At 62.4% G+C, this 26,212-nt stretch carries 20 protein-coding genes and 1 pseudogene; 13 read left to right on the top strand and 8 right to left on the bottom strand.

What is annotated here, in order from left to right:
- Positions 1-94 precede the first annotated feature (94 nt).
- The gene (locus AC245Y_RS11575; RefSeq protein ID WP_017994239.1) at positions 95-937 is read left to right on the top strand and encodes a UDP-2,3-diacylglucosamine diphosphatase; all 843 of its coding nucleotides are present in this window, start codon (positions 95-97) and stop codon (positions 935-937) included.
- A gap of 165 nt (positions 938-1,102) precedes the next feature.
- A complete protein-coding gene (locus tag AC245Y_RS11570; protein WP_012757681.1) occupies positions 1,103-2,323 on the top strand; it encodes an MFS transporter in 1,221 nt (406 codons plus the stop codon).
- Here the strand turns inward: AC245Y_RS11570 and dgcA are convergent.
- Positions 2,275-3,258, bottom strand: a complete 984-nt coding sequence (gene dgcA / locus AC245Y_RS11565) for an N-acetyl-D-Glu racemase DgcA (protein WP_017994238.1) — start codon at positions 3,256-3,258, stop codon at positions 2,275-2,277. The genes AC245Y_RS11570 and dgcA overlap by 49 nt on opposite strands.
- Before the next feature lie 99 nt (positions 3,259-3,357).
- Here dgcA and AC245Y_RS11560 point away from each other — a divergent pair.
- From AC245Y_RS11560 to AC245Y_RS11540, 5 genes and pseudogenes are all read left to right on the top strand, one after another.
- A pseudogene (locus tag AC245Y_RS11560) lies at positions 3,358-4,525 on the top strand (MlaE family lipid ABC transporter permease subunit).
- A 1-nt stretch (position 4,526) separates the two neighbouring features.
- A complete protein-coding gene (locus AC245Y_RS11555; protein ID WP_011652197.1) occupies positions 4,527-5,372 on the top strand; it encodes an ABC transporter ATP-binding protein in 846 nt (281 codons plus the stop codon).
- Between the two features lie 9 nt (positions 5,373-5,381).
- Positions 5,382-6,752, top strand: a complete 1,371-nt coding sequence (locus AC245Y_RS11550; protein WP_012757678.1) for an MlaD family protein — start codon at positions 5,382-5,384, stop codon at positions 6,750-6,752.
- Positions 6,753-6,776: 24 nt separating this feature from the next.
- On the top strand, positions 6,777-7,388 hold the full coding sequence (locus AC245Y_RS11545) for an ABC-type transport auxiliary lipoprotein family protein (RefSeq protein WP_012757677.1): 612 nt from the start codon (positions 6,777-6,779) through the stop codon (positions 7,386-7,388).
- Positions 7,389-7,535: 147 nt separating this feature from the next.
- On the top strand, positions 7,536-8,789 hold the full coding sequence (locus AC245Y_RS11540) for a sensor domain-containing diguanylate cyclase (protein ID WP_017994236.1): 1,254 nt from the start codon (positions 7,536-7,538) through the stop codon (positions 8,787-8,789).
- Between the two features lie 112 nt (positions 8,790-8,901).
- On the opposite strand, the gene AC245Y_RS11535 is transcribed toward AC245Y_RS11540, so the two are convergent.
- On the bottom strand, positions 8,902-9,777 hold the full coding sequence (locus tag AC245Y_RS11535) for a D-alanyl-D-alanine carboxypeptidase family protein (protein WP_017994235.1): 876 nt from the start codon (positions 9,775-9,777) through the stop codon (positions 8,902-8,904).
- Between the two features lie 370 nt (positions 9,778-10,147).
- On the opposite strand from AC245Y_RS11535, the gene AC245Y_RS11530 reads away from it, so the two are divergent.
- The gene (locus AC245Y_RS11530; RefSeq protein WP_017994234.1) at positions 10,148-10,897 is read left to right on the top strand and encodes an aminoacyl--tRNA ligase-related protein; all 750 of its coding nucleotides are present in this window, start codon (positions 10,148-10,150) and stop codon (positions 10,895-10,897) included.
- Positions 10,898-10,952: 55 nt separating this feature from the next.
- Here AC245Y_RS11530 and AC245Y_RS11525 read toward each other — a convergent pair whose 3' ends face one another.
- Together AC245Y_RS11525 and AC245Y_RS11520 are read right to left on the bottom strand one after the other, a co-directional pair.
- Entirely contained in the window at positions 10,953-11,513 is a 561-nt protein-coding gene (locus AC245Y_RS11525; RefSeq protein ID WP_012757673.1) for a cysteine hydrolase family protein, read from the bottom strand.
- A gap of 91 nt (positions 11,514-11,604) precedes the next feature.
- Positions 11,605-18,600 (bottom strand): apolipoprotein A-IV repeat region-like domain-containing protein, encoded by a 6,996-nt coding sequence (locus AC245Y_RS11520; protein WP_017994232.1) that lies wholly within the window; start codon positions 18,598-18,600, stop codon positions 11,605-11,607.
- Between the two features lie 462 nt (positions 18,601-19,062).
- Between AC245Y_RS11520 and AC245Y_RS11515 the strand changes: the two genes are divergently transcribed.
- Together AC245Y_RS11515 and AC245Y_RS11510 are read left to right on the top strand one after the other, a co-directional pair.
- Entirely contained in the window at positions 19,063-19,446 is a 384-nt protein-coding gene (locus AC245Y_RS11515) for an Hpt domain-containing protein (protein ID WP_017964526.1), read from the top strand.
- Between the two features lie 262 nt (positions 19,447-19,708).
- Positions 19,709-20,029 carry a 2Fe-2S iron-sulfur cluster-binding protein gene (locus AC245Y_RS11510; protein WP_003540151.1) on the top strand — a complete coding sequence of 107 codons (321 nt, stop codon included), beginning with the start codon at positions 19,709-19,711 and terminating at the stop codon, positions 20,027-20,029.
- Positions 20,030-20,346: 317 nt separating this feature from the next.
- On the opposite strand, the gene AC245Y_RS11505 is transcribed toward AC245Y_RS11510, so the two are convergent.
- Complete coding sequence (locus AC245Y_RS11505) at positions 20,347-20,973, bottom strand: DUF922 domain-containing Zn-dependent protease (protein ID WP_017994231.1); 627 nt, start codon at positions 20,971-20,973, stop codon at positions 20,347-20,349.
- Between the two features lie 101 nt (positions 20,974-21,074).
- Here AC245Y_RS11505 and folP point away from each other — a divergent pair, with 101 nt between their 5' ends.
- Genes folP through folK form a run of 3 tightly spaced genes read left to right on the top strand, consistent with a single transcriptional unit; the run spans position 21,075 to position 22,817 of the window.
- Entirely contained in the window at positions 21,075-21,944 is an 870-nt protein-coding gene (gene folP / locus AC245Y_RS11500) for a dihydropteroate synthase (protein WP_017994230.1), read from the top strand.
- Complete coding sequence (gene folB / locus AC245Y_RS11495) at positions 21,941-22,306, top strand: dihydroneopterin aldolase (RefSeq protein ID WP_003540148.1); 366 nt, start codon at positions 21,941-21,943, stop codon at positions 22,304-22,306. The genes folP and folB overlap by 4 nt, the downstream gene beginning before the upstream one ends.
- On the top strand, positions 22,299-22,817 hold the full coding sequence (folK, locus tag AC245Y_RS11490; RefSeq protein WP_017994229.1) for a 2-amino-4-hydroxy-6-hydroxymethyldihydropteridine diphosphokinase: 519 nt from the start codon (positions 22,299-22,301) through the stop codon (positions 22,815-22,817). The genes folB and folK overlap by 8 nt, the downstream gene beginning before the upstream one ends.
- Positions 22,818-22,885: 68 nt before the next feature.
- Here folK and AC245Y_RS11485 read toward each other — a convergent pair whose 3' ends face one another.
- The 3 genes from AC245Y_RS11485 to AC245Y_RS11475 form a co-directional block, all read right to left on the bottom strand.
- A complete protein-coding gene (locus AC245Y_RS11485; protein WP_003540146.1) occupies positions 22,886-23,437 on the bottom strand; it encodes a hypothetical protein in 552 nt (183 codons plus the stop codon).
- Positions 23,438-23,647: 210 nt separating this feature from the next.
- On the bottom strand, positions 23,648-24,727 hold the full coding sequence (locus tag AC245Y_RS11480) for a YcjF family protein (protein WP_017994228.1): 1,080 nt from the start codon (positions 24,725-24,727) through the stop codon (positions 23,648-23,650).
- The gene (locus tag AC245Y_RS11475; RefSeq protein ID WP_012757666.1) at positions 24,724-26,199 is read right to left on the bottom strand and encodes a YcjX family GTP-binding protein; all 1,476 of its coding nucleotides are present in this window, start codon (positions 26,197-26,199) and stop codon (positions 24,724-24,726) included. Before AC245Y_RS11475 ends, AC245Y_RS11480 begins: the two co-directional genes overlap by 4 nt.
- Between the last annotated feature and the right edge of the window lie 13 nt (positions 26,200-26,212).

The following is a 26,212-nucleotide window of genomic DNA, read 5'->3' as shown; positions in this document are numbered from 1 at the left end:
ATGCGGCCGCGTGGGATGAACAGGTTTGCAGGGCTTTTCCCCAGCTTGTCATCTTCCTGAAACACGAGTCTGGTTTTGGAAGGTTAGATGAAAGATGGGACATGAGCGGCAGCTCGTGAAAGACATGATGGAACCCAGACATTTCCGCACGCTCTTCATTTCCGATGTCCATCTCGGCTCGAAGGCCGCGAAGGCCGACTTCCTGCTGGATTTCCTGCGCCACCACGAGGCCGATACGATCGTGCTCGTCGGCGACATCGTCGACGGCTGGCGCCTGAAGCGCAGCTGGTACTGGCCACAGGTCTGCAACGACGTCGTCCAGAAACTGTTGCGCAAGGCGCGCAAGGGCACGCGCGTCGTTTATATTCCCGGCAATCACGACGAATTCCTGCGCGCCTTCCCGGGCATGCATTTCGGCGGCATCGAGGTCGTCGAGCGTATGATGCATGACGGCGCCGACGGCAGAAAATATCTGATCCTGCATGGCGACGAGTTCGACGTCGTCGTCCGCAACGCCCGACTGCTCGCCTATCTCGGCGACTGGGCCTATGACACGGCAATCCGCATCAACATCATCCTGGCGGCGGTGCGCCGCCGACTCGGCATGCCCTACTGGTCGTTCTCGGCCTGGGCGAAGCTGCAGGTCAAGCATGCTGTCAACTTTATCGGCGAATTTGAGCGCGTCGTGGCCGAGGAAGCCCGCAAAAACGGCGCCGATGGGGTGATCTGCGGACATATCCATCATGCCATCATTCAGGACATGGACGGTATCCGCTACATCAACACCGGCGATTGGGTGGAAAGCTGCACGGCTGTCGCCGAGCACGAGGATGGCACGTTCGAACTGATCACCTGGCGGGCGCTCGCCAGCAGCGTGCCGGCGCTTGCCGCTATCGAAATGCATGACGAGGGCGAACTGGCCCCGCAAGCCGCCTGATTTTGGCGCCGGCGCATCCGCGCCTGCGCTCCCACGAATTTAGCCGTTACCGTCAGGCGACAGGCCCTATTTATTTTCTAAAACGTTTCAGAACGGCTATTTCTCGCAATAGTCGCCTCCAGAGTGGTGTGTTAGGACAACGTCCAGTTTCCTTCAGGTCCACCCATGATTCCCGCTCAAAATTCCCCGACGGGTGAGGGAGCGCCGCCGCGCTTCCGGCTTCTCAGTGCGCTTTCCTATTGTGCGCCGCTGCTCGTCAACGGCATCGTCCTGCCGTTCTTTCCCGTCTGGCTCGCAACCCATAGCTTTAGCGATCATGAGATCGGCATCATCCTTGCCATACCCATGGTGGTTCGCGTGCTGGTGGCGCCTGTCGTCGCCATGATCGCCGATCGATTGAAGGAGCGCGCCGACGTGCTGCTCTGGTCGGGCGGCCTTTCGCTGCTGACGGCGGTCGCGCTGTTCTGGACGACGACTTTCTGGCCGGTGACGATCGTCTATGCGCTGCAGGGCGCCACCTTCGCACCCTATGTGCCCGTCGTCGAATCGATCGTCATCTCGGGCGTGCGCCGCTGGGGGCTCGATTACGGGTCGATGCGCGTGTGGGGCTCCATCGCCTTTATCGTCTCGACGCTGGTCGGTGGCCAGATGATCAGCCGGTGGGGCGGCGGAATGGTGCTCGATGTCATGGTGTTCGGCTTTGTCATGACCGTTGTCATGGCGATCTTCTGTCCGCGCATCGGGCCAACGCGACGGCGGGGCCAGCCGATCAACATCCCAGCCGCTACCGGCAGTGGCCTGCGCGAGCCGCACCTGCTGCTGCTTTTGATCGGCGTTGCCATCCAGCAGTCGAGCCATGCGGTGCTGAACGCTTTTTCCTCGATCTATTGGCATCAGCTCGGCTTCTCCGGGACTGAGGTCGGGCTGCTCTGGAGCGCCGGCGTCGCCTCGGAAGTGACGGTGTTCTTCCTGTCGAAGCGTCTCAACCGTCGCTTCGATGCCTGGACGCTGATCCGCTTCGGCTGCGCCATCAGCGTCTGCCGCTGGATCCTGTTTCCGATGAATACCGGTTTTGCCGGTTTCTTCCTGCTGCAATGTTTCCACGGCTTCACCTATGCCTTCGTGCATACCGGCGTGCAGCGACGGATCATGGCGACGGTGCAGGAGACGCAGGAATCTTCGGCACAGGGCGCCTATTTCTTCTATGTCGGCATGGCGATGGCGCTGATGACCCTGGCGTCGGGTTATCTCTATGCCTGGCTCGGCGTCGTCAGCTATTACGTCATGGCGCTGGTCGCGTTTTCCGGCCTCGGCCTCGTCATCTTCGCCTACTATCTTCAGCCCCAAAGGGTGCTTTCCGGCGGAAAGACCAGCGAAGCGGCGTAGCGCAGGCCGGGATCGCGGTCGCGGGCAAGCAGCAGCGGACCGTCGAGATCGACGAAATCGGCATTCTGGGCGAGGAGAACGGCGGGCGCCATGGCAAGCGAGGTGCCGACCATGCAGCCGATCATGATACTGAATCCGAGCCGTTCGGCCTCGGCCTTCATCGACAGCGCCTCCGTCAGGCCGCCGGTCTTGTCGAGCTTGATGTTGATCGCGTCGTAGCGGTCGGCAAGGCTTGCGAGATCGCCGGTGTGGTGGACACTCTCATCGGCGCAGACGAGGAGCGGGCGGCGGATTTCGGCGAGCAGCCCATCGCGGCCAGCCGGCAGCGGCTGCTCGACGAGGGCGATGCCTGCTTCCGCGGCGATATGGAGATGACGCTCCAACACGGCGTCCGGCCAGCCCTCATTGGCGTCGAGAATGATGGCGGCATCGGGCGCGGCGGCGCGGACGGCGCGGATGCGGCTTTCATCGTCGCCGGTGCCGACCTTGACCTTCAGCAGGGCGCGGCCGGCATGTTCGCGCGCCTGGGCGGCCATCACCTCCGGTTCACCGAGCGAGATGGTGTAAGCGGTGGTGAGCGGCTGCGGAGCGGCAATGCCGAGGCGGGCGGCGACGCTGTCTCCTGTCTGCTTTGCCTGGAGGTCCCAGAGGGCACAATCGACGGCGTTGCGGGCCGCGCCCGGCGGCATGGCCGACAGCAGGTCATGGCGTGAAATGCCGGCTTCGATCAGCGGTCGCGCCGCCTCGATCTGGGCGAAAACGCTCTCCATGGTCTCGCCGTAGCGGCGGTAAGGTACGCATTCTCCGCGCCCCTGCGCACCCTCTTCGACAAGCGTGCAGGTGATAACCTCGGCTTCGGTCTTTGCCCCGCGCGAGATGGTGAAGGTCCCGGCAATCGGAAAGGAATTCATCTGGATATCGAGGGTGCGCGGCATTATTGCTCTCCTGCAAGCATGGAAATTGCACGGTGCTTCTGTATATTGACGCGCCGGGCGAACGATCTGCTTCGCGATTCGGCAATGTCGCTGTAAGCCTTGAAAGACACAAGTATCTTGAACGCCGAGAATCGCAACGCCGCCTCCCTTGATGTGGACGACCAGGCTGATGGATCGGGACAGCGTGTGCGTCTTCAGGGCAATTGGCGCAGCGCCTACATCCATCTGGTGCTACGCGATTTCGAAAAGCTTTTGCAGAAGAAGACTGGCGACCTGACGGTAGACCTCTCGGATATTTCGGAGATCGACACCGCCGGCATCTGGCTGCTGTGCCGGCTGAAGAAGCAAGAAGAGGCGGGCGGGCGGATGGTTCGCTTCGAAGGCACCAACTCGCATATCGACGAAATGCTGGAGATGTTTTCCGAGGAGCCGACCAAGGTCGAGCCGGAGCAGACGGAGAAAGTCTCGCTTGCCGCGCGCATCTTCGCGCCGATCGGCAAAATGACCTACGAGGTCTGGGACAATTTCGCCGCCGCCATGTATATCCTCGGCTCGGCGGTGCGCGGCGCGCAGATGAAGTTCGGCCGCGGCAGTGGCGTTTCACCGGCCTCGATCGTCAACCAGATCGACCATATGGGCGTTCGCGCCGTTCCGATCATCTTGCTGATGTCTTTCCTGATCGGGGATCATCGCCCAGCAGGGCGCCTTCCAGCTGCGTTACTTCGGCGCTGAGGTTTTCGTCGTCGATCTCGTCGGCATCCTGCAATTGCGCGAAATCGGCGTGCTTCTGACTTCGATCATGATCGCCGGCCGCTCGGGCAGCGCCATCACCGCCGAAATCGGTTCGATGAAGATGCGCGAAGAGATCGACGCGCTGAAGGTGATGGGGCTGAACCCGATCGGCGTGCTGATCTTTCCGCGGCTGGTGGCGCTGACCATTGCGCTGCCGCTTTTGACGGTGCTGGCGAATTTCGCTTCTCTGGGCGGTGCTGCCGCTGTCGCCTGGGGCTATTCCGGCATCACCTTCGCCAATTTCCTGTCGCGCCTCCACGAGGCGGTCACATTGTCGACGGTGCTGTCAGGCATGATCAAGGCGCCGTTCATGGCGCTGGTCATCGGGATCGTCGCCGCCGTCGAGGGGCTGAAGGTTGGCGGCAGCGCGGAATCGCTCGGCCAGCACGTGACGGCCGCGGTGGTGAAGGCGATTTTCGTCGTCATCCTGATGGACGGGCTTTTTGCGATGTTCTATGCAGCGATCGATTTCTAGGATGGCGGACCGCGTGGACGAGAAACCGATCGATATGGAAGACAAGGACGAAAGGGACATCGTGCTGTCGGCGCGCGACGTCACCGTCGGCTTCGGCTCCAAGGTCGTGCTCGACAATCTGAACCTCAATATCTACCGCGGCGAGATCCTCGGATTCGTCGGCGCGTCGGGCACGGGTAAATCGGTGCTGATGCGTACGGTGCTCCGGCTGCTGCCGCGCCGCTCAGGCACGATCAAGATCCTCGGCCAGGATTTCGACGAGCTCGACGAACCACAACGCAACGCGCTCGACATGCGGCTCGGCGTACTGTTCCAGCAGGGGGCGCTGTTCTCGTCGCTGACGGTCAAGGAGAACATCCAGGTGCCGATGCGCGAGTATCTCGACCTGCCGACCTCGCTGATGGATGAGCTGGCGCATCTGAAGATCCGTATGGTCGGTCTTGCAGCCGATGCCGCCGACAAATATCCATCCGAACTGTCCGGCGGCATGATCAAGCGCGCAGCCCTTGCCCGCGCACTGTCACTCGATCCGGAACTCGTTTTCCTGGACGAACCGACCTCCGGCCTCGACCCGATCGGTGCGGCCGAATTCGACGAACTGATCGCCAACCTGCGCGATAGTCTGGGATTGACCGTGTATATGGTCACGCACGACCTCGACAGCCTATTTTCGGTCTGCGACCGTATTGCCGTGCTCGGAAAGAAGCGAGTAATGGTGGAAGGCACGATCGACGACATGCTGGCCTATGACGATCCGTGGGTGCAGGCCTATTTCAAGGGCAAACGCGCGCGGTCGATTGTGCCGCAGAACGATGCTGCCGCGCGGCACGACAGCAGCGGAAAGTGACCGGATAAGATGGAAACCAAAGCCAATTACACGATTGTCGGTTTTTTCACGGTGCTGGTGATCGCGGCTGCCTTCGGCTTCGTCTACTGGATGGCCGAATATGGCCGCGGCGGCCCGATGACGGAACTGATCGTGCGTATTCCGGGCTCGGCCAACGGCCTCAGCGTCGGCTCGCCGGTGCGCTTCAACGGCATCCAGATCGGCTCGGTGCAAACGCTGTCGATCGATGCCGACGATCCGCAATATTCGCTGGCCTTCACCCAGGTGCGCACCGATGCGCCGATCTACCCCTCGACCAAGGCCGCCCTTGAAATCCAGGGTTTGACCGGGGCTGCCTATATCGAACTCTCGGGCGGCCGCAAGGGCGAGGAAAGCATCCTCCAGCATGCGATCGATAACGGCAAACGCGCCGTCATCGTTGCCGACCAGTCGAGCGTCACCAATCTTCTGGCGACCGCCGACAAGATCCTCGATCGCGCCAACGACGCGGTCGGCGAGCTTCAGGGATTCATCGAAGATTCGCGCGGGCCGTTGACCGAGACTTTCAAGAATGCCGAGACGTTTTCGGATGCGCTTGCCAAGAATTCCGGCAATATTGACGCCTTCCTGCAGAGCGTGGGTGAGCTCTCCAATACGGTGAAGGCGGTCTCCAGCCGTGTCGATTCGACGCTTCAAGCCGTCGAGTCGCTGGTCAAGGCAGTCGATGCGCAGAAGATCGATAACATCGTCTCCAATGCCGAGAAGATTACCGCCAATGTCGCCGATGCCTCAGGCGACCTCAAGGGCGCGATCCAGAAGTTCGACCAGACGGCCACCACCTTCAATGATTTCGGCAAGCAGGCGCAGGCGACACTCGACCGCGTCGATACGCTCGTTGCCCAGATCGACCCGGCGAAGGTGAAGGGCTCTGTCGACGATATCTCGCAGGCGACCAAGGATGCGCGCGCCGCCGTCGCCTCGATCCGCGAGGTCGCCAACACGGTTTCGGCGCGTCAGAAAGATATCGACCAGACGATCCAGGACGTGTCGCAGCTTTCCAACAAGCTGAATTCGGCCTCGACCCGCATCGACGGCATTCTCATCAAGGTCGATGCGCTGCTCGGCACCGACAATACGCAATCGCTGTTCACTGAAGCGCGCGACACGCTGGAATCCTTCAAGAAGGTCGCCGACAATCTCAATTCGCGGATCGGGCCGATCGCCGACAATCTGCAGAAATTCTCGAGCGGCGGCTTGCGCGACGTGCAGACTCTCGTCAACGACATGCGCGGGACCGTGAGCAATCTGAACGATACGATCACCAACTTCGACCGCAATCCGCAACGCCTGATCTTCGGCGGGGACACGGTGAAGCAATATGACGGCCGGACGCGGCGTTAACTGGGAAGTCAGGGGTAGCCTAATATGGTCGCATCGCATCTGTTGTCGCGCCGTTCTTGGATCAGGGGAACGGTGATCGCGCTGCCGCTGACGGCGCTGATCCTTTCGGGGTGCGGCACCGCGGCCAAGAACGACACCTATGACCTGCCCGCCGCCGTCGATGGCAGCGGACCCGCGGCCAAATCCCGCCAGATCCTGATCGCCAGCCCGACGGCGCTAAGGTCGCTCGACAGCGAGCAGATCGTCATCCGTGTTTCGCCTTCGGAAATCCAGTATCTCTCAAAGGCGCAGTGGGGCGACAAGCTGCCGCGCATAGTGCAGTCGAAGCTGGTGGAAGCTTTCGAGAACTCGGGCAAGCTCGGCGGCGTCGGCATGCCGGGGCAGGGGCTGGCGATCGACTACCAGATCGTCACCGATATCCGCTCCTTCGAGATCGATGCTTCGCGCGGCAACCAGGCGGTGGTCGAGATCTCCGCCAAGATCCTCAACGATCGCAACGGCTCGGTGCGCGCTCAGAAGGTGTTCCGCGCCATGGCGCCGGCCGGCGGCGACAATGACGGCTTCGTCAAAGGCCTCGACCGCGCCTTCTCCACGGTTGCCTCCGAAATCGTCACCTGGACGCTGCGCTCAATCTGAACTGGAATTCCCAGACCGCCCCTTGAATATCAGGGGTTGTCGATTCTGAAAAATATTTGACCCCATGGTATGCGGGCCGTCATCGTATTCAATTTCTTCATGAATTTATGGAACGCATCATGCAGTCCCATTCAGGAGGAATGTTGCATGGTGGTTGCACGGGTCTTCGGGAAATCGTCATTGGAGGCGATCCAACGCGAAAATGATCGCCTGGCTGTGTTGCAGCAGCTCGATATCCTCGACACTCCGAGGGACGAGGGCTTCGAGCGGATCGTACGCCTGATAAAGGAGATCTTTTCCATCGACATCGGCATCGTGTCGCTGATCGATGCGCATCGGCAATGGTATAAGGCTTGCTCCGGCCTCGCGGGCGACGAGGTGTCGCGCGAAGACACGTTCTGCCGCTATGTCGTGGACTGTGAAAAGCCTATTGTCGTGCAAGACGCCACCAAGGATTCGCGGTTTTCACAACATCCTGCGGTGACGGGCGAGAACCATATCCGTTTTTATGCCGGCGTGCCGTTGAGAACAAAAGCCGGGCACATGATCGGAACGGTATGCGCGATCGACCGCAGGCCAAGATCGTTCGGCAACAGAGATCTCAGCATTCTCGAGGAGCTGGCGGGGGCTGCTATGGACCGCATCGAGCTCATGCAGTCGGCCGCGATCGACAGCCTCACCGAGGCGATGACGCGGCGCGCCTTCAAGCAGGAGGCAGATCAGCTCATTTCGCTCGCTTTGCGGCACAAGCACGACCTATCGTGTATCGTCTTCGATATCGACCATTTCAAGAAGGTGAACGATACGCATGGGCATGCGGCCGGAGATGAGGTCCTCAAGGCGGTCGCATCGACCTGCAAGACGACCCTTCGAGCCGGCGATCTGTTCGGCCGTCTTGGCGGGGAGGAATTTGCCGTCATCCTGCCGCATGTCGATCGGGAGGGTGCTGCCGCGGTCGCCGAGAAACTCAGAGCCGCCGTCGCTTCTCACATCATACGCGGCGATCATGGCGCCCTGACCGTCACAGCCAGCTTCGGAACTTCTGCACTCTCGATTGTCAGCAAGGAGATCGAGACCCTGCTGGCTCAAGCGGATGCGGCGATGTATCAGGCCAAGCATGGCGGACGGAATCGTTGCGTGTCGTGGAGTTCGATCCACGCCGATCACGCCATTGGGGCTCGACGGCGGGTGCTGAAGGCGGGTTCGATCCTGTTCAACGATCGACGCTCGACCATCGACTGCACCGTCAAATCCATTGGATCGGAGAGCGCCGGCATTTCAGTCTCCAATACATCAGGCATTCCTTCGGAATTCGTCCTGGCCATCAAAGGCGAAGGATTCGAAACGAATTGCAAGGTGATCGCGCAAGACCGGCAGCATCTGGAAGTGGCCTTCAGATAACCCGTCAGAGCGCCGTGCGTCTTTTCGGACGTATAAAGGACGCTCTCACTCTTTGAATCTACGCATCGGGCCGACGCGCTAGCGACCTTTCGGCAGGTCTCCGCTGGTCGATCTACTTCGTCGGCTGCGAATCCGTCATCGTCGCGCCTGGCTGGCTGACCGGTGTCGTGGAAGCTGTGGCGGTCGATGACGACTGCAGAGTGCTGTCCAGCAGGCTTGCCATCTTGTCGTCGCGTATGCTCGCGGTCTTTTCGCCCATGACGACGCCGACCACGCGGCGGCCATCCTTCAATGCCGATGTCACGACATTGTAGCCCGATGCATCGGTGTAGCCGGTCTTGATGCCGTCGACGCCGTCATAGCGATACATGAGGTTGTTGTGGCCGCGCAGCTTCATGCCGCGGAACTGGAAGCCGCGCATAGAGAAGAGCTTGAACTCCTCGGGGAAGTCCCGCATCAGCGAAACGCCGAGCGTCGCCATATCACGCGCCGTGGTGACCTGCTCCGGATCGGGAAGCCCCGACGGATTCTTGAAGACCGTATCCTTCATGCCGAGCTGGTGTGCCTTGTCGGTCATCGCCTTGGCGAAAACCTGTTCAGAGCCGCCAAGCTGTTCTGCGATCGCCACAGCCGCATCATTGGCGGAGAGCACGACAATTCCTTCGACCGCTTCGCGCAGCGTCACCTTGCGGCCGGCACCGACAGCAAGCTTGAAGGGCTCCTTGCTCTCGGCATTTTCCGACATGGTGAGCTTCTGGTCCCAGTTGAGACGTCCGTCATGCAGGGCCTCGAAGGCGAGATAGAGCGTCATCATCTTGGTCAGCGACGCCGGATAGTTCAGATCGTCCTGATTGGAGCCTTCGAGGACCTGACCGGACTGCACATCAACGACGAAGCTTGCCTGACCTGCCTGGGCCAGAGTGAAGGCGCCCATCAGGAAAACGGAGGAGAGCGCGGTGGCAAGGAGCCGGGATGTCGTCTTGGTCATCAATGTTGCTGTCTCGATCGTTTGGATGGTGGAGTGAGCTATTCGCTTTAATGTGAGCGGATCAGAAAAGTTTGTGACGGAATGAAGGACAGGGGGCAATAAAAAAGGGTCATCCACAGCTGATTCCTTTTGTCTCACCCTCTTCGGTTTTGACAATGATGCGCACGGCTCGTAGAAAACTCGCCATGAGCATGAAGCGCGCGTCTTTCTCTCGTCATATCAGCACCTGCCTGCAGGTCGCGATCGTGCGCGCTCTTGGCGGGCGAGGTCTTCGCGTCCTGCTGTGACGTCAGGGCGCTCCGCGTCCGGCGCGCTGCTGGACGTAAAGCCCCTCACCACGTCAATCAAGGTTGCCAGGGAGACAGGCACCGTGCTCAATATTTATCATGTCAATTCGCTCGTCCATTGGGAGGAGCGCGAGATCCAGCTGCGCGATCATATGATCGGCTTCTTCTCGCAAGAGGTCCGCAGTTTCCTCAGATCCGTCAATCCAGCCTGGGATGTCAGGAGGGTCGAGGCGCCGGCGTTGATGCCGCGGTCGCTGGTTTCAAGCGCCTATTCGAACGCCGATATCTGGGTCCAGGAACAGCTCTCCACCAGCGAGACCGCGCTGGTGCTGAGACCGGAGACCACGCCGTCGACCTACATCTACATGCAGCATATTCTCGGCAATCATTCGAAGACATGGTTGCCGCTCTGCGTCTGGCAGGCCGGCAGATCCTATCGTCGCGAGCAGGAGCAGCCGACCAAACACATGCGGCTGAAGGAATTCTGGCAGCTCGAATTCCAATGCGCCTTCACGGCCGACAGCGGCAACGACTATCACGCCGCCTGCCTCGAGCCGGTCCGCCGGATGATCGCATCGCTGATCCATCTGCCGACCCGGATCGTGCCCTCCGACCGGCTGCCGGCCTATTCGGAGGTGACTGTCGATATCGAGGTCGACAATGGCGACAAATGGATGGAGGTCTGCTCGATCTCCCGACGCACGGATTTTCCGCAGCGCTACCGGTCGCAGCCGAGGAAGGGAGCGGCCGTCGACCACGACGTGCTGGTGCTTGAGATCGCCATCGGCCTCGATCGGTGCGTCTACAACTGGAATATAGCGGCCGATCGGTGAGATATCGGAACCCGGGGCCGCCAAACGGTCCCGGGTTCCCATGTGGTCCGAAAATTTAGGAAAAGTCGATCTCGGCAGCGGGGCGGATTTCTACCGTCGCCTTGCCCGCATCGAAACCATCGAGTGTTTCATTGTGATGGGCAATGATCTCGGAGAAGGCTAAGGTCGCCGTGTCGCTGGTCGTGTGACCATCGGCAATCAACGTCACATCATATCCGAGCGACACGGCTCGCCTGACTGTCGTGTCGACGCAGAATTGGGACATGCATCCACCCACGACGAGGTGAGTGACCGATCGTTCGCCCAGGCGTTCTCCAAGATCGGTCTCGAAGAAGGAGTCGGCGCTTTTCTTGCGCACAACGACCTCGGCCTGCCTCGGCGCGATCTCGTCGCGTAGCGCCCAACCTGGCGTGCCGACAGCCAATCGATGGCCGCTGTCGCCGTCATGCTGAACGAGTACGATCGGCGCGCCCGCCTGCCGAGCTTTTTCCTGTAGCGCGGCCAGCCGTGCGACGGTCTGGTCGAGTGCGGCATCGACTTGGGGCTGCCGCTCTGGCGAGGCTTTGCCGGAGAGGATGGCATTCTGGACGTCGATGATCACGAGGGCTTTGGTCATTTCGGGCGAAGTTTCCGTGGCTGGATGGCGAAAGCCGCCTGACACATGTTCAAGCGGCTTTCCCGGGTAATTCCAGTTCAGATCAGCGAGTTCAGCCGAGCCTGCCTGCGGCATGAGCGAGCATGGTGTAGACCTTGCCCGTGTCCGAGGTGAGGTAGGACTGCGTCACCGTCCGGTTCGGGTCGGTGCGGGCGACGTCGGCGAGCAGCTTTTCGAAATCACCGATGTAGCGGTCGACGGCGGTGCGGAACTCCGGTTCGCGGTCGTATTTGCGCTTGATCTCGTCGAAGGTCTGCTGGCCCTTCAGCGTGTAGAGGCGGCGGGTGAAGACGTCGCGCTCGCCGCGCTGGTAACGGCGCCAGAGATCGACCGAGGCGTCGTGATCGATGGCGCGGGCGATATCGACCGAGAGCGAGTTCAGCGATTCGACGACGTGGCGCGGATTGCGGCTGTCGTTGCTGCGCGCGGCCGGCGCGGCAGTTTCCGCCGGGCGGGCAGGAACACGGGCGGCCGCGGCCTCGTCGGCGGCGTCCTCACGCGATGCGCCACGCAGGAGATCGCTGATCCAGCCGCCGCTTTCCGGACGAGCCGGCTCTTGGCGACCTGTTTCCGGGCGGCCTGTTTCCTGGCGAGCGGGGGCAGGCTGCGGCGCGGCGCGCTGGGGGGCGGCAGCCGGCGCAGACGGTGCGATCGCTCCGCGCAGACCTGTCGCTTCGATCGGCGGCGGTGCTGCCGGCTGCGGCGGCTGGGCTGCGACCGGCTGGGCAGGACGCGGGGCCGGCTGCACCTGAGCGAGTGTGCGGGCGACGGGCTCGGAGATCTCGAGCTGCTGGCTGGAGCGGCCGACCAGCTGGGAGATATCCTGCAGCGCCTTGATCTGCTCGGCGACGGCCCGGCGCATGGCCGAGGCGCTTTCCTTGGCTTCCTCGGGAAGATCGAAGGCGCCGCGCTTCAGTTCGGCGCGGGTGGCGTCAAGCTCGTTGCGGATGTCGGCCGCAGAGCGACGGATATCCTCGGTGGCGCCGGAGAAGCGGCCGACGGCATCATCGATCGCCTCGCGCAGCGCTTCCCGCATGTGCTGGGCGGCGCCGTCTGAGGCGCGGCCAGCTTCGCCGAGCATGCGATCGACTTCCGACAGCGAGGCGGTGAGACCGCCGCGAATGCGATTGGAGAGATCGCCGGAGCGGCGCTCGACATTGGCGAAGGTGCCGTCGATCGTCGTATTGGCCTCGTCGCCGGCGCGGGTGATCGCCTCGCGCATCGTCTCTGCCGCTTCCTGGGCACGCTTCTCGGTTTCGGTGAGAATGCGGCCGATATCGGCGAAGGAGGACTGCACGCCCTGGCGCAAATTGCCGGTAACCTGGTTGGAGCGTTGCTCTGCCCGCTCGAACACGGTCTCGATCATGCTGCCGAGGCCTTGCATGGTCTTTTCGATCTCGGCCGAGCGCGAGACGAGGCCGACCGAGAGCGTCTGCAGCGCGCTCTCGCGTTCCTCGAGCGTCGAGGCGAGGTTGGACTGGGCGGCGCCGAGAAGCTGCGAAGCCTGGGTCAGAACCTTGGAGTGTTCGTCGAAGCGGCCGATGATGCCGCCGACCTGTGCCAGCGTCTGGCCCGAAATGTCGGAGAGGCGGTCGACCTTGCCTTCGAGAAGCCTGGTCGAGGCGGAGACCATTTCAGCGGCCTTGGTGGCGGAGTCGGCAAAGCGCGTGGTGGTATCGCCGAGACGACCGTCGACGCTGGTCAGTTGCTCGGCGGCGCGGTTCATCATCATCGCCATCGCCGCGCTGCTTTCCGACATGCGCTCGACGAGGCCGTTGACGTTGCCGACCAGGCTGTTCTCGATGGCGCTGACGGCATTGGCGACATTCTCGGTGCGGGCGGCAACGGCGCTGGCGAGCGCTTCGTTTTCGGCGCGCAGGCGGTCGGCGCTGAGGTTCGCCGCGGCGGTGATGCGGGCGGCGGCCTGCTCGCCGGCATCGGTGTAGCGGTCGATGATCGGGCGGGCCGTTTCGTCGAGGATGCGCGTCAATTCGACCGAACGGCCTGATAGCATCGAGTTGAGGTCGCGGGTGCGCTCCTCGAGCGTCGAGCGGATCGAGTTGCCGCGCGCTTCGAGCGCCCGGTCGATTTCGGAGAACGTCGTATCGATCTCGCGGGCACGCTCTTCAAGGTTGGTGCGAATGGCGCTGCTGCGTGCTTCCAGCGAGCGATCGACATCCGCCATGGTGGCGGAAATCTCGGTGCCGGCGCCCGACAGGGTCGAGCGGATGGCATTGCCGCGTGTCTCCAGAGACTGGCCAGCATCCGACAGCACCTTGGAGATGGCATTGACCTGCGTGCCGACGATGGTCTCGGCCTCGGCGACCTTGTTGACGATGGCGTTACCGGCTTCCGAGAAGGTCTGGGCAACGGCAGCGGCCTGGCTTGCCAGCCGATTCTGAGCTTCGGCGACGCGGGTGACGATCTGTGACGAGCGCTCATCCATGGTGCGGGTGAATTCGTCGCTTTTCACATTGAGATCCTCGGCGAATTGCTGGCCGGTCTTGCCAAGCAGTTCGGTGGTTCTCGTCGCTTCGCCTTCCATTCCCTGGGCCGCGTCGGCAACTGCGCTGCGCAGCGTCGAGGCGAGACCGGCGGCCTTGCCTTCGATGGTGCGATTGACGGCATCGAGGCCGACAGTCAACGCACGGTCCATGGTGGAGAGGCGTTCCTCGATGCGTTCATTGCCGCGGTCGAGCGTTTCGGCGAGGCTCGCGGTGCGGCCATCGATGGCGCCGGTCAGGCTGGTGGTGCGGCTGTCCAGCGTCTCGGCCAGATTGGCGGTGCGGCTGTCGATCGCCTGAGTGAGGTTTGCGGCACTGCCTTCGAGCGTCGCCGAGATGCGCTGTGTGGCGTCGTTGCTGAGCGCGCCGATACGGGAGACGCCGTCGGCAAGCACGCCGGACAGTTGGCCGCTGGCCGCTTCGACCTTTTCGGCAACGCCGCCGACGCCGTCGCGGATGCGGGTCTCGATCGCCGCAAGGCCGGCTTCCACACGCGATCCGGTTTCTTCAAAACGGCCCGTCAGGCTTTCGACCGACCGATCGAGATGGGTGGACAAATCCTGGGTGGAGCTCGAAATCGCACGTGCCGCCTCCTGGAAGCGACCGGCGATCTGGCCGGCGCCGGCATGCATGCGATCTTCCAATGTCTGGGCGCCGGCATCGATCGCCTGGCGGATCGCCGCTTCACGGTGCTCCAGTGACAATTCGAGCATGCCGACGCTTGTCGCCACCGAGGTGCCGATGCTGGTCGCCTGTTCGGCCAGCGTATCGCTGATCAGCGCATGGGCCTGGTTCAGCGATAGGTCGATGGCGTTGGCGCGGTCTTCGAGCGTCGTGCGGATGCGCTCATGGGCAGAGGCGAGCCCGCCCTCGATGCGCGCTGCGGCCTCGTCGGCGAGGCCTCCGAGCCGTGTATGTGCATCGGTCAGACGGCCTTCGATGCGGCCGGTCAAGCCGCCGACGAGATCCTCGAAGCGGGCGCCGCCGGTATCGAGAACGCCTGAGAGGGCGGCGCTATGTTCGGAAAGCGCATTTTCGAGCCGCTGCTGATTGTCAGTATAGGCGGTGCGGATTGCATCGGTCTTGTCGGAGAAGGCGCCGGCGACTCGGGCTTCGGCACCGGAGACGGCCTCCATGATGGCGTTGCTGCGGGCTTCGAGCACACTGTCGAAGCGGCTCTGGTTATCGTCGAGCGAAATGGCGAGCGCCATGGTCTTTTCATCGAGCGTATCGGTGAGCCGATCGTGGGTTGCCGTTACGGCGCCGATGATCGCGGCGGTGCGGTGGCCCAAGGCCTCCTCGAGGCGAGCCTGGCCTTCGGTTAGCGAGGCGGCGAGGGCGGCGGCCTTCTGGTCGAGCACTCCGTTCAGGCCGACATGCGTGCCGGAAACCGCATTGGTGATCGCCTCGGCGCCTGTTGTCAGCGTCTCCTCAAGACGGCTCTGGCTCTCGTTCAGCGAAATGGCAAGCGCCATCGCCCGATCGTCGAGTGTCTCGGACAGGCGGTCGTGAGTGGCGGAGACCGCATTGAGTAAGGATTCCGAGCGGCTCTCCAGGGTGTCCTGCAGGCGGCTCTGGCCCTCGTTCAGGGAGGCGGCGATCGCCGTCGCCTTTTCGTCGAGCGTTTCCGAGAGTCGGTCGTGCGTGCCGGACACGGCCTTGAGGAAGGCTTCAGAGCGTGCTTCCAGCGTGTCTTCGATCCGCGACTGGCTCTCATTGAGCGAGATGGCGAGCGTCATCGCCTTCTCGTCCAGCGTCTCGGACAGGCGGTCATGGGTGCCGGAGACCGCATTCAGCAGGGCTGCCGAGCGGGTTTCCAGCGTGTCTTCGATACGCGTCTGGGTTTCGTTGAGCGAGATGGCGAGGGCCATCGCCTTTTCGTCCAGCGTCTCGGAGAGGCGATCATGGGTGCTGGAGACGGCGTTCAGCAGCGCTGCGGAGCGGGTTTCGAGCGTATTCTCGATCCGGGCATGGCCTTCGCTGAGCGAGGTGGCAAAAGCTGCCGCCTTGCCGTCCAGAGTCTCCGAGAGACGATCATGGGTGCCGGAGACGGCGTTCAGCAGCGCCGCGGAGCGGGTTTCCAGCGTATCCTCGATACGGGCCTGGCCCTCGTTCAAGGAAATGGCGAGCGCCATCGCCTTTTCGTCGAGCGTTTCGGCAAGACGGTCGCGCGTGCCGGATACAGTGTTCAGCAGTGCCTCGGCGCGCGTTCCAAGCGCATCCTCGATGCGGGCATGGCGCTCGTCGAGCGAGGTCGTAAGGGCCGCCGCCTTGCTGTCCAGCGTTTCCGACAGGCGATCATGCGTGCCGGACACGGCGTTGAGGAAGGCCTCGGAGCGGGTCTCGAGCGTGTCCTCGATGCGAGCCTGGCTCTCGTTCAAGGAAATGGCGAGCGCCATCGCCTTTTCGTCGAGCGTCTCGGCAAGACGGTCATGGGTGCCGGAGACGGCATTGATGATGGCGTCGGAGCGGGTCGTCAGCGCTTCCTCGAAGCGGCCGTGATGGGTGGTGAGCGCCTCGAGCAATGCGCCGCCGCGCTCTGCCATGACGCTGTCGATACGGCCGTGGGCCGTGCCGAGCGCCTCGCTGATTTCGGCCGCACGGGCGGTAAGCACGCCGCTCAGCTCCTCGGCGCGACCGCCGAAGGCAGAGGTGACCTGTTCGGTGCCAGCGGCAACGGCAGTCGTCAGATCGGTGGTGGTGGTGCGCAGCGCGTCGCGGAATTCGGCCGAGCGTGTCTGAAGGTTGTTCTGCAGCTCGGAGGTGCCCGATGCGAGCGTCAGCGCGATGTCAGACGTAGCGCTCTGCAGCGCCGAGGTCAGTTCGCCGGTGCGGCTGGTGAGTGCTGTGGTGATTTCGTCCGCGCGGCTGCCGAGCGTGCTTTCCAGCACTTCGTGGCTGGTGGCGAGCGCGGTGGCGAGTGCCAGCGACTGATCGGTCATCGACGAACCAAGGCGGTCGATGCCGGAATTCAGGATGCCGTCGATCGAATCCGAGCCGCCGGTCAGCGTCTCGTTGATACGAGCGAGGCTCTCCATCAGCTTGGTGTCCAGCGAGCCTGTGCGTTTGTCGAAGGCGCTCGTAAATTCGGCGACGCGTTCGTCGAAGGCGGTCGACAGCTGGGCGACAGTTGTCTGCAGCCGCTCCTCGAAGAAGCCGGAGCGCACGTCGAGATCCATGACGGCGTCGTCGGCGGTCGTCTGCAGGCTCTGGCGGAAGCTTGCACCCTTTTCGTCGAGGGCGCTGTTCAGCTTCGACAGCACGTCGTCGAGCGTGCCGCCGATCGTGCGTTCGCCTGACGTCAGGCTCTCGTTGATTTCGCGGGTTCGGGCAATCAGGATCTCGTTGAGCTGGTGCGTACGCTCGTTCAGTGCCGCATTCAGCTTTTCCGTGCTGCTGTCCATGGTCGAGGCGCGCGTCTCGAACTGGCTGAGCAGCCTTTCGCCATGATCGTTGAGATTGACGGAGAGGGCTTCGAGGCGGTTGTCGAATTCGGTGGCCAGCGCAAAACCCGATGCGTTCAGTGTCTGCAACAGGGTATCGGTCTTGGCTGCGAGCAGGCTGCCCATCGACTGCAGGGCGCTATCCGACTTCTCCAGGATCGTCGCGGCGCGTGTATCGATCAGCGAGGCGAAGGCTTCGCCCGATGTGGCAAGCCGCACCGCGATCTCTTCGGTCGCAAGCGACAGCTCTTCCTTCAACTGGTCGTGTACGCTGCCGATCGAGGTGCGGATACGATCGGCATGATTGACGATCGCCTCGCGCTCGGAGCCGAGTTCGTGGACGAGGCCGCGCACGCGCAATTCGTTGTCGGCATAGGAACGTTCAAGGGCATTGACTTCGGAATGGACGAGCGTTTCCAGCTCGGAGGCACGGGCGATGGTGCGCTCGATGCCCTCATTCATGGCCGAGACCTCACGGCGCACGGCCTGGCCAACCGTCATGATGCGCTCGGAGGCGATGGTTTCCGGCTCTGCCAGGCGCAATGCCACCTCTGCCATGGAGCGGGCGGCGTTGCGCATGTCCTGGGCGCGGGAGATCATAATGGCGAAGGCATAGAACATCATCACGGGAATGATGATGCCGACGAGGCCGGCGATGACGCCGGGCAGGGCGACGAGATCGGCGAGCGAACGGATCTGCCAGATCTGCGGAGAATAAAGCAGCGACATCAGACCGAGGCCGGCCATGACCCAAAGCACGGAAAACAGGGTGGCGGTGCGCACCGCCGAGCGGCTGGAGGCGCCGTCAAAGGATTTCAGGATCGAGGCGGGCGTATTGCGGCTGGCATCGTTGGCGGGCGCGAAGGTCGGGCCTCTGGAAGTCTGCTCGCCGGCGGCACCGCGGCGGCTGCGGCGCTGCGCGTCTTCCTGGGTCTGCTGATTGCGCGCATTTACTGGATCAGACACATTAGCCTCCGGGGCCTGGGGCGCGTCGCCGCGGCGAGACGGTACGTTATCCTTGCTAAAGTCGATCTGGAGCGCCTCGTCCAATGCCTTGAACGCCTTGTCCTCAATCGACTCGTTATATTTGTTGTTCGCCATTCGGGTATGCCTCGTTACTGTCAGCCGGCCCAACCGCGCATCCGGGGCTTCCGCCTCACCCGGGAACAACTTTGCCGTTCCAGCCTCCCATCCCAACGAAGGACGGATAAGCATGTCATTTCAGAGTAGATAGCCGCTTTTTCAAACGGAAGGTATCAAAACACTACCATTATCCACTCGCTCGGCAAAGGCGCGTACCATAAACCCGCTCCACCAGTATCGTAGTGACACATCTGGGCTCTTCACACAATTAATGAAGGCTTGAGATTCACGGCCCGTTAACCCGTTGTTAACATCTTTGAATCCTAGACACGGCTTAAAAACCAATAATTTAGGGATGTTTAACGGACGTTAACCATATGGCGAGATTTCCGGCTGGAGTGTGCCGGAATTTAACGTGATAGCCACCCTCCTGACGCAGAACTGTTGCAACTGCGGACGACAGAGACGGGAGAATTGGCAATGGCAGCCCAGATGGCAGCATTGAACATCGTATTCGAGGCGCCGGATAATGCAAAGGGACCGTGTCCCTCGAAGGTCCGGCCGATCGATCTGGTCCATCTCGCAAAGCAGACGATGGGCGACAAGACGCTGGAAATCGAAGTCCTTCAGATGTTTGCGCGCCAGGCCCGTGCATGTCTCCAGGATATTGCCAGCGGTGAAACCATCCGTATCGGCGCAGCCGCGCATCGGCTGAAGGGCGCAGCAAGCTCGGTTGGCGCGTTCCGCGTGTCGCAGACGGCGGAAGCCGTCGAGGAAACCGGCGGCGATGCCGGTGCGACGGCAGCGCTGGGTGCCGCCGTCATCGACGCCGAAAATTTCATCCTGAAGCTCTGCCGCGGCTGATCTCTAGGCCTTTATTTAATGCATGTCATTGTCCCAAAACCGCTGCACATTTTTAGGCGACATGTAGGAGATAGTGTTTTAACGAGGCCCGTTGTTCCATTGCGGAACCGCGGGTCTTTTTGCGACGTCCCGCATGACGCTTTGAAGACGGCGGGCGAAGGCCCGATCTGCGAGGCTATGGCGGATTTCGCCAATATTGACTGACGCGCCGAATTGTCGGAAGAAAATCCGCCCACCCACCTGAAGACCGGAAATAGTCCTGATGCCCAAACTTACCATCGTCGCCTTCGACGGCACGCGCTTCGACCTCGACGTCGACCAAGGCTCCACCGTGATGGAGAATGCCGTGCGCAATTCGGTGCCCGGCATCGAGGCCGAATGCGGCGGCGCCTGCGCCTGCGCGACCTGTCATGTCTATGTCGACGAGGAGTGGACGGAGAAGGTCGGCCAGCCGGAAGCGATGGAAGAGGACATGCTCGACTTCGCCTTCGATGTACGCCCGACTTCGCGGCTGTCCTGTCAGATCCGGATGAAGGCTGTCTATGACGGGCTTGTGGTCCACGTGCCGGAACGCCAGGCCTGAAGCAGGTTACGCTTCAAACGTCGCCAAGAATTTCGATATCAAAAAAAGACGCCTCGCGCGCTTGAGCGAGCGAGGCGAGGCGGGCGCATTACCTACGGATGAGGGAGGAACATCCGCGGCTTCGGAACGCGCCAGGAGAACCCAGCGATGAAAGTGCAGATGCCGTACCTGAACTTTCGAATGTATTCATATTAACGCGTTCCGGTTGAGTCTGCCAGGATGAAAAATGACCATTCAATCGCTGGGGAGGGGGCAAGTTTCGCACAAGTTTCGTTGTGCAGCTAAGGTTTTCCGCTCGCAACCAGATTGAAAAAGCCTTATTTTTCGCCGGCTCGACCGTTGATTCGATTATTCAGCAACCTCAACATTCGCTTCTGAAAATTAACCGCCTCGACCCGGTCGAATCGCGCCTGCTGCCGGTCGTGCTCCTCTATACCGCGAGCTGATTCGTCGGAGACGAGTTCCTGCATGGCTTCGCAGCTGCGCTGCTGCCGTAGCGCCCGAATGGCACGCTCCATGGCGCGGGCTTGATCGCGGGCGATCTCGGCATGGCGTTCCTCGTGGCGCTTAATATCGCTCGAGAGCGCGTCCCAGATCATCGACAGCTCCTTGCTGGCGCCCTTGCGGCTGCTCCAGCGCGGCAGGATGATCTGGGTGTGGACCGTGACCTTGACGTTGCCGACGCGGCAACGCCCGTTATCCTGGATATAGGTTGCCTCGCCGCCGAAGCGGATCTTCGTGGCGCCGGGATGGCGCGCCGAGGAACCGCTCGCCGTCGGGCCGCGTCGGCTGAGTTCGCGGTCGAGCTCATCCGCGGTTTTGCCGCGAATGTCGAAATAGGAATAGCTTTTCGATGCGATCACTTCGGCTGCCACGGGGCTGCAAAGGGAAAGAGCAATGGAAAAGGCGATAGGAAGGACCATATAACGCACTGCAAGCGGCATTCTGAACGCAACCCGTGTTGAAATCGACAGGAGCTTGGGGCATAGCCACCCCAAGCGCAATATCGGATGGCGCTTTTTTCGTCATCAATGGGATAAGTCTGGTGACAGGGCTCGAAGGCAGTATATGGCGTGTCGGCCATGGCCGGGAGATCGAACTCGGCCGTCGTTCGACGATCATGGCGATCATCAACGTGACACCGGACTCCTTTTCGGACGGCGGTCGCTTTGAAACCGTCGATGCGGCGGTCGAACACGCCCTGCGTGCGGTGAGCGAGGGTGCCTGCATTGTCGATATCGGCGGCGAATCGACCCGGCCGAACGCAGCAACCGTCAGCCCTTCCGAGGAGCAGGCGCGTGTGCTGCCCGTCATCGAGGCACTGCGCGGGCGCACCCAGGCGCTGATCTCGATCGACACCTATCGCGCCGAGACGGCACGACTTGCGATCGGCGCCGGCGCCCATATCGTCAACGACGTCTTCGGGCTGCAGAAGGAGCCCGATATTGCCAATATTGCTGCGGTGACCGGAGCCGGCCTCTGTATCATGCACACCGGCCGCGACAGAGTAAAACTCGTCGATGTGATTGACGATCAGGTGCATTTTCTCGAAAGGTCGCTTGCGATCGCCGCTGTATCAGGCGTCAACCGCGACCGCATCGTCCTCGATCCGGGCTTCGGCTTCGCCAAGGAGACGGCGGAGGAGAACCTGGAACTGATGGCGCGGTTTTCCGAACTTTCCCGCTTCGGCCTGCCGCTGCTTGCCGGCACGTCGCGCAAACGCTTCCTCGGCGCGGTGACGGGCCGTGAGGCACAGGACAGAGATGCGGCGACGGCTGTGACCAGCGCGTTGCTCAGACTTCAAGGGGCTGCGGTTTTCCGGGTGCACAATGTCGCAATCAACAGGGATGCGCTCGATATCGCCGATGCTATGCTCAATGCGCGCCAGGAATTCGAGAGGAAGCGGCCGACATGACCACCTACACGATCACGCTGCAGAACTGCGCCTTTTTTGCGCGCCACGGCGTGCATGACGAGGAGGAATTCCTCGGCCAACGCTTCTTCGTCGATGCCGAGCTCGATGTCGTCGCCGGCGAGGCACTAGAAAGCGATTCGATCAACGATACCGTCAATTACGGCATCGCCTTCACCGTGATCGAGCAGATCGTCACCGGCAAGCGGCGCTACCTGATCGAGTCCCTGGCGCTCGATATCGCCAAGGGGCTCTGCGAGACGTTCCCGCAGATCCGGCGGGCGAAGATCACGGTGCGCAAGCCGAACGCGCCGGTGCCCGGCGTGCTTGATTTCGTGCAGGTGAGCGTTGAGCACTTTGCCTGAGGCCGCATTGCAATCCGCCACACTCGGTCTCGGCGGCAATATCGGCAACCCCGTGAAGGCGATGGCAGCCGCGCTGCAGAGGCTGGACGGGCGGGACGACTGCCGGGTTACGGCGGTGTCGCGGCTCTATCGCACGCCGCCCTGGGGCAAGACCGACCAATCCTTCTTCTTCAACGCCTGCGCCGCGGTCGAGACCAGGCTGGAACCCGAGGCTTTGCTCGATATCTGCCTGTCGATCGAACGTGAGATGAAACGCGAGCGCATCGAGCGCTGGGGGCCGCGCACGCTCGATATCGACGTGCTGACCTATGGCGACGTGATCCAGGATGCGCCGCGGCTGGAACTGCCGCATCCACGCATGACCGATCGCGGTTTCGTGCTGATGCCGCTTGCCGATATCGCGCCGGGTCTTCTCGTCAGGGGCAGGGCGGTCAGTGACTGGCTGTCGGATGCCGATGTGACCGGCATCGTGGTTGCCGACGACAGTCGCGGCTGGTGGCGGAGCGCTTGAAGCAGGGAAGCTGAAACGGAAAACGGCGGGAAACCCGCCGCTTCAGGAAAATCCGCTGTGCGATTTGTCTACTGGATGGAACCCACGGCCATCTCGTCGACCTGGCGGGTCAGCGTCAGGCCGATCACCGGGATCATCTGGCTTTCGACCTTGACCGAAACGGTGACGTTCATCGTCTTGTCATCGCGCACGCGGGCAATCATCGCACCATTCAGCTTGGCGCGGTTGATGCCGACGACGACGGTATCCTCGCTGACGGCGCCGGAGACGACGTCAAGGCCCTTGCCGGCGGCGCCGTCGAGGAATTTGCCCTTGTAGCTCGAGCCCGACTGAGAGATGACGGCGGTCATCGGCTGCTTGAAGACGCCGACGCGGCAGGTGCCGTCGAGCTTGATGCCGGCGCTGCTGTCGCCGGTGGGCTCACCGATCAGGTTGCAGGTGAATTTCGTGCCCTTGTACTTGCCGGCGACGATTTCACCAGGCCCCTTCCAGGAGCCGGCGACGGAATCGAAGAAGGCCTTGTCACGGGTTGCAGCGGTGGCTGCCGGTGCGACATCTGCGACGGGAGACAATGCCGCGGCGGCCAGGCCGCATACGATGAGAAACTTGCGCGAATACATGGATTTTCCTTGGCAAACACCACTCACGAACTGGCTGCAAGTTTTGCCGAAGAATGGTTAATCCTTCCTTTCGATTGTGCCGAAATGCAAGGTAGTACAGGGTTTTCGCGCGGTGATGGTTTTAAAATCCCGTCACTAGAGCCTTGAATCTGCTGAAATTTCTCCGGCATTACGCTACGGCAAGCGAAAACTGCGGAATCGCTGCTTCGTTCAAGGATTGTTGCCGCGCGGCGACATGGATGGGGTGAGATCGCCGATGAAATCACCGATTCCCGGCCGCTTCAGGGCGCGGAAGGCGAGCGGGCGGCAGAGATCCATCGCCGCGATTCCAATGCGGGCGGTCATCAGGCCGTTGATGACGCCTTCGCCCAGTCGTGCCGAGAGCTTCGAGGCCAGCCCGTGGCCGAGCACCTGCTGGACGAGGCTGTCGCCAACGGCGATCGAGCCCGTGACGGCCAGATGCGCCAACACGTCACGCAACAGACGGAACATGCCGAGCGTGCCGGGCCGGCCGCCGTAAAGCTCGGCCATGGCACGGATGAGGCGCACGGCCTCGTAGAGCACGTAGAGCAGGTCGACCACGGCGCGCGGGCTGACGGCGGTGACGATCGAGACGCGCTTCGAGGCGTTGACGATCAGGGCGCGGGCCTTGCGGTCGAGCGGAGCGAGCAGTTCGCGTTCGGCAAGCGCAATCAGATGCGGGGGATCTATGACCTCGCCTTCGGTCGCCTTCAGCGTCGCGCGGCCCTTCGACGTCTCAGGATTGGCGGAAAGGAGCGTGGTAAGGCGTGCGACGACGGCACGCGCCTTCACTGGTCGGGTTTCGAGCATCGCCGCGTCTGCCTCGGCCTTGATCGTCTGGACGGCGGCAAGGCGCATCATGCCTGATGTTTCGCGGATGACGAGGGCCAGCACGGCGAGGATGCCTACCGCGAGCACGGCAAGGGCCGCATAGCCTAACCAGTCGGCGCGGGTGAAGAGATCGCGGATCAGGCTATCGGTCCAGAGGCCGATGGCGAGCGACAGCAGGATGCCGAAGGCGCCGGCGGCGATCTTGCCGAAGGAGGTCCGCCGCTTGCGCGGCGCTGCAACGGGGACCGCGCTCAGATCCTTGTCGGGATTGAGGAAGGGATCGTCCTCATCCGGCGTCACGACGACATTCTCGGAGAAGCTTTCCGGCTTGCGCCGCTCACCTCCTTGCCGGCCGTTGTCACGCCGCTCGGTGGCTTCGTCCTCATAGATGAAGGCGGCGGGTGCGCGGCGCGGCGGATCGGACGGGGGCTTGCTCATGCGAGACGGTCTCCGAACAGGAACTGCATGGCGCGGTCGAGGCGGATATGCGGCACCGACAGCTTGATGCCGCCGCCGGTTTCTTCGAGATGCGGCGGGCGGAACCTGACGACGTTAACATCGGGCAGCTGCAGGCCGGTCTCGCCCGAGGCGATGCGGTCGAACAGGCTTTCCGGATCCTCCGGCAGGTCACCGGGGAAGATCGCGGTCTTTCTCTGGCCGTCGAAGCGTTCGCCGGCGATGGTTTCGCCCTCTATCGGCGTGCCGACGATGACCGGAAGTTCATGGCCGTCACGTTTGACGGTCGCCTCGCGGGTGGCGCGCACGGAAGCAAGTGCCATGACGTCGATGCCGGCGCCAGCCATGCCGATGCGGTCGATGGCGCGATCCACCAGGCGGCGGGTCAGCGCATCGAGCCGGTCGTGGCTTTCATGATGGAGATGATCGGCTTTGGTGGCGGCGACCAGCACGCGGTCGATGCGGCGCCCGAGCAGGGAGGAGAGCAGCGAATTGGTGCCGGGGCGGAAACAGGCGAGCACATCGGTCAACGCGCGTTCCAGATCCTGCACTGCTTCGGGGCCGCGGTTCATCGCCTGCAGCGCATCGACGAGGACAATCTGGCGATCAAGCCGGGCGAAATGCTCACGGAAGAAAGGTTTGACGACGACCGATTTGTAAGCCTCGTAGCGCCGCTCCATCATCGTCCAGAGCGAGCCGCGGCCGGGACGCCCGTCCGGCGGCAGAGCCAGCGGCGCAAAGGTCAACGCCGGCGACCCGTCGAGATCGCCGGGCAGGAGCAGGCGGCCAGGCGGCAGGGTGGAAAGCGAGCGTTCGTCGGCCTTGCAGGCTTTGAGATAATCGGCAAAAGCGGTGGCGAGGTCGCGGGCGATCATCTCGTCGGCGCCGGCATGGATGTCAGTGGCGCGCGTCAGCGCCAGCCATGGGCGCGACAGTTCGGAGCGGACGCCCGTTTCGGCAAGTGCCAACGTTTCCTCGCTGAACGTGCGATAATCCTTGCCGAGCAGCGGCAGGTCGAGCAGCCATTCGCCGGGATAATCGACGATATCGATCGACAAGCGGCCGGGCGAAAACAACCGGTTCCAGCCGCTGGCGCTCTGATAATCCAGCGTGATGCGCAATTCTGATATGGCGCGGGTCGAATCCGGCCAGATACGGTCCTTCACCAGTGCGCGGATATGGTCCTCGTACTGGAAGCGCGGCACGGCATCGTCCGGTTGTGGTTCCAGCCGCACCGCCGAGACGCGGCCGGATTGGACCGGCTCGAACAGCGGCAGTCGGCCGCCATGTAGGAGATTGTGGACCAGCGAGGAGATGAAGACCGTCTTGCCGGAGCGGGAGAGGCCGGTAACGCCGAGCCGCACGGTCGGATTGACGATCCCGCTCGCCCGATCGGCGAGATTGTCGAAGGCGATGCGGGCGTCATCGGCAAAAGATGTCAGGCGTGGCGGCAAGGCGCAATTCCGG

The sequence above is a fragment of the Rhizobium sp. SRDI943 genome (genome assembly GCF_057653695.1).
Note: the sequence above shows the minus strand (reverse complement) of the source record. Positions and strands in the feature narration are given on the sequence as shown.

Excerpts from the sequence above, each read along its gene's own strand:
- folB (WP_003540148.1), top strand. The coding sequence starts at position 21,941 with ATGACCACCTACACGATCACGCTGCAGAACTGCGCCTTTTTTGCGCGC.
- AC245Y_RS11510 (WP_003540151.1), top strand. The coding sequence starts at position 19,709 with ATGCCCAAACTTACCATCGTCGCCTTCGACGGCACGCGCTTCGACCTC.
- dgcA (WP_017994238.1), bottom strand. The coding sequence starts at position 3,258 with ATGCCGCGCACCCTCGATATCCAGATGAATTCCTTTCCGATTGCCGGG.
- AC245Y_RS11505 (WP_017994231.1), bottom strand. The coding sequence starts at position 20,973 with ATGCCGCTTGCAGTGCGTTATATGGTCCTTCCTATCGCCTTTTCCATT.
- AC245Y_RS11545 (WP_012757677.1), top strand. The coding sequence starts at position 6,777 with ATGGTCGCATCGCATCTGTTGTCGCGCCGTTCTTGGATCAGGGGAACG.
- AC245Y_RS11575 (WP_017994239.1), top strand. The coding sequence starts at position 95 with ATGGGACATGAGCGGCAGCTCGTGAAAGACATGATGGAACCCAGACAT.
- AC245Y_RS11570 (WP_012757681.1), top strand. The coding sequence starts at position 1,103 with ATGATTCCCGCTCAAAATTCCCCGACGGGTGAGGGAGCGCCGCCGCGC.
- AC245Y_RS11515 (WP_017964526.1), top strand. The coding sequence starts at position 19,063 with ATGGCAGCCCAGATGGCAGCATTGAACATCGTATTCGAGGCGCCGGAT.
- AC245Y_RS11555 (WP_011652197.1), top strand. The coding sequence starts at position 4,527 with ATGGCGGACCGCGTGGACGAGAAACCGATCGATATGGAAGACAAGGAC.
- AC245Y_RS11480 (WP_017994228.1), bottom strand. The coding sequence starts at position 24,727 with ATGAGCAAGCCCCCGTCCGATCCGCCGCGCCGCGCACCCGCCGCCTTC.
- AC245Y_RS11535 (WP_017994235.1), bottom strand. The coding sequence starts at position 9,777 with ATGACCAAGACGACATCCCGGCTCCTTGCCACCGCGCTCTCCTCCGTT.
- AC245Y_RS11525 (WP_012757673.1), bottom strand. The coding sequence starts at position 11,513 with ATGACCAAAGCCCTCGTGATCATCGACGTCCAGAATGCCATCCTCTCC.
- AC245Y_RS11485 (WP_003540146.1), bottom strand. The coding sequence starts at position 23,437 with ATGTATTCGCGCAAGTTTCTCATCGTATGCGGCCTGGCCGCCGCGGCA.
- AC245Y_RS11550 (WP_012757678.1), top strand. The coding sequence starts at position 5,382 with ATGGAAACCAAAGCCAATTACACGATTGTCGGTTTTTTCACGGTGCTG.
- AC245Y_RS11540 (WP_017994236.1), top strand. The coding sequence starts at position 7,536 with ATGGTGGTTGCACGGGTCTTCGGGAAATCGTCATTGGAGGCGATCCAA.
- AC245Y_RS11520 (WP_017994232.1), bottom strand. The coding sequence starts at position 18,600 with ATGGCGAACAACAAATATAACGAGTCGATTGAGGACAAGGCGTTCAAG.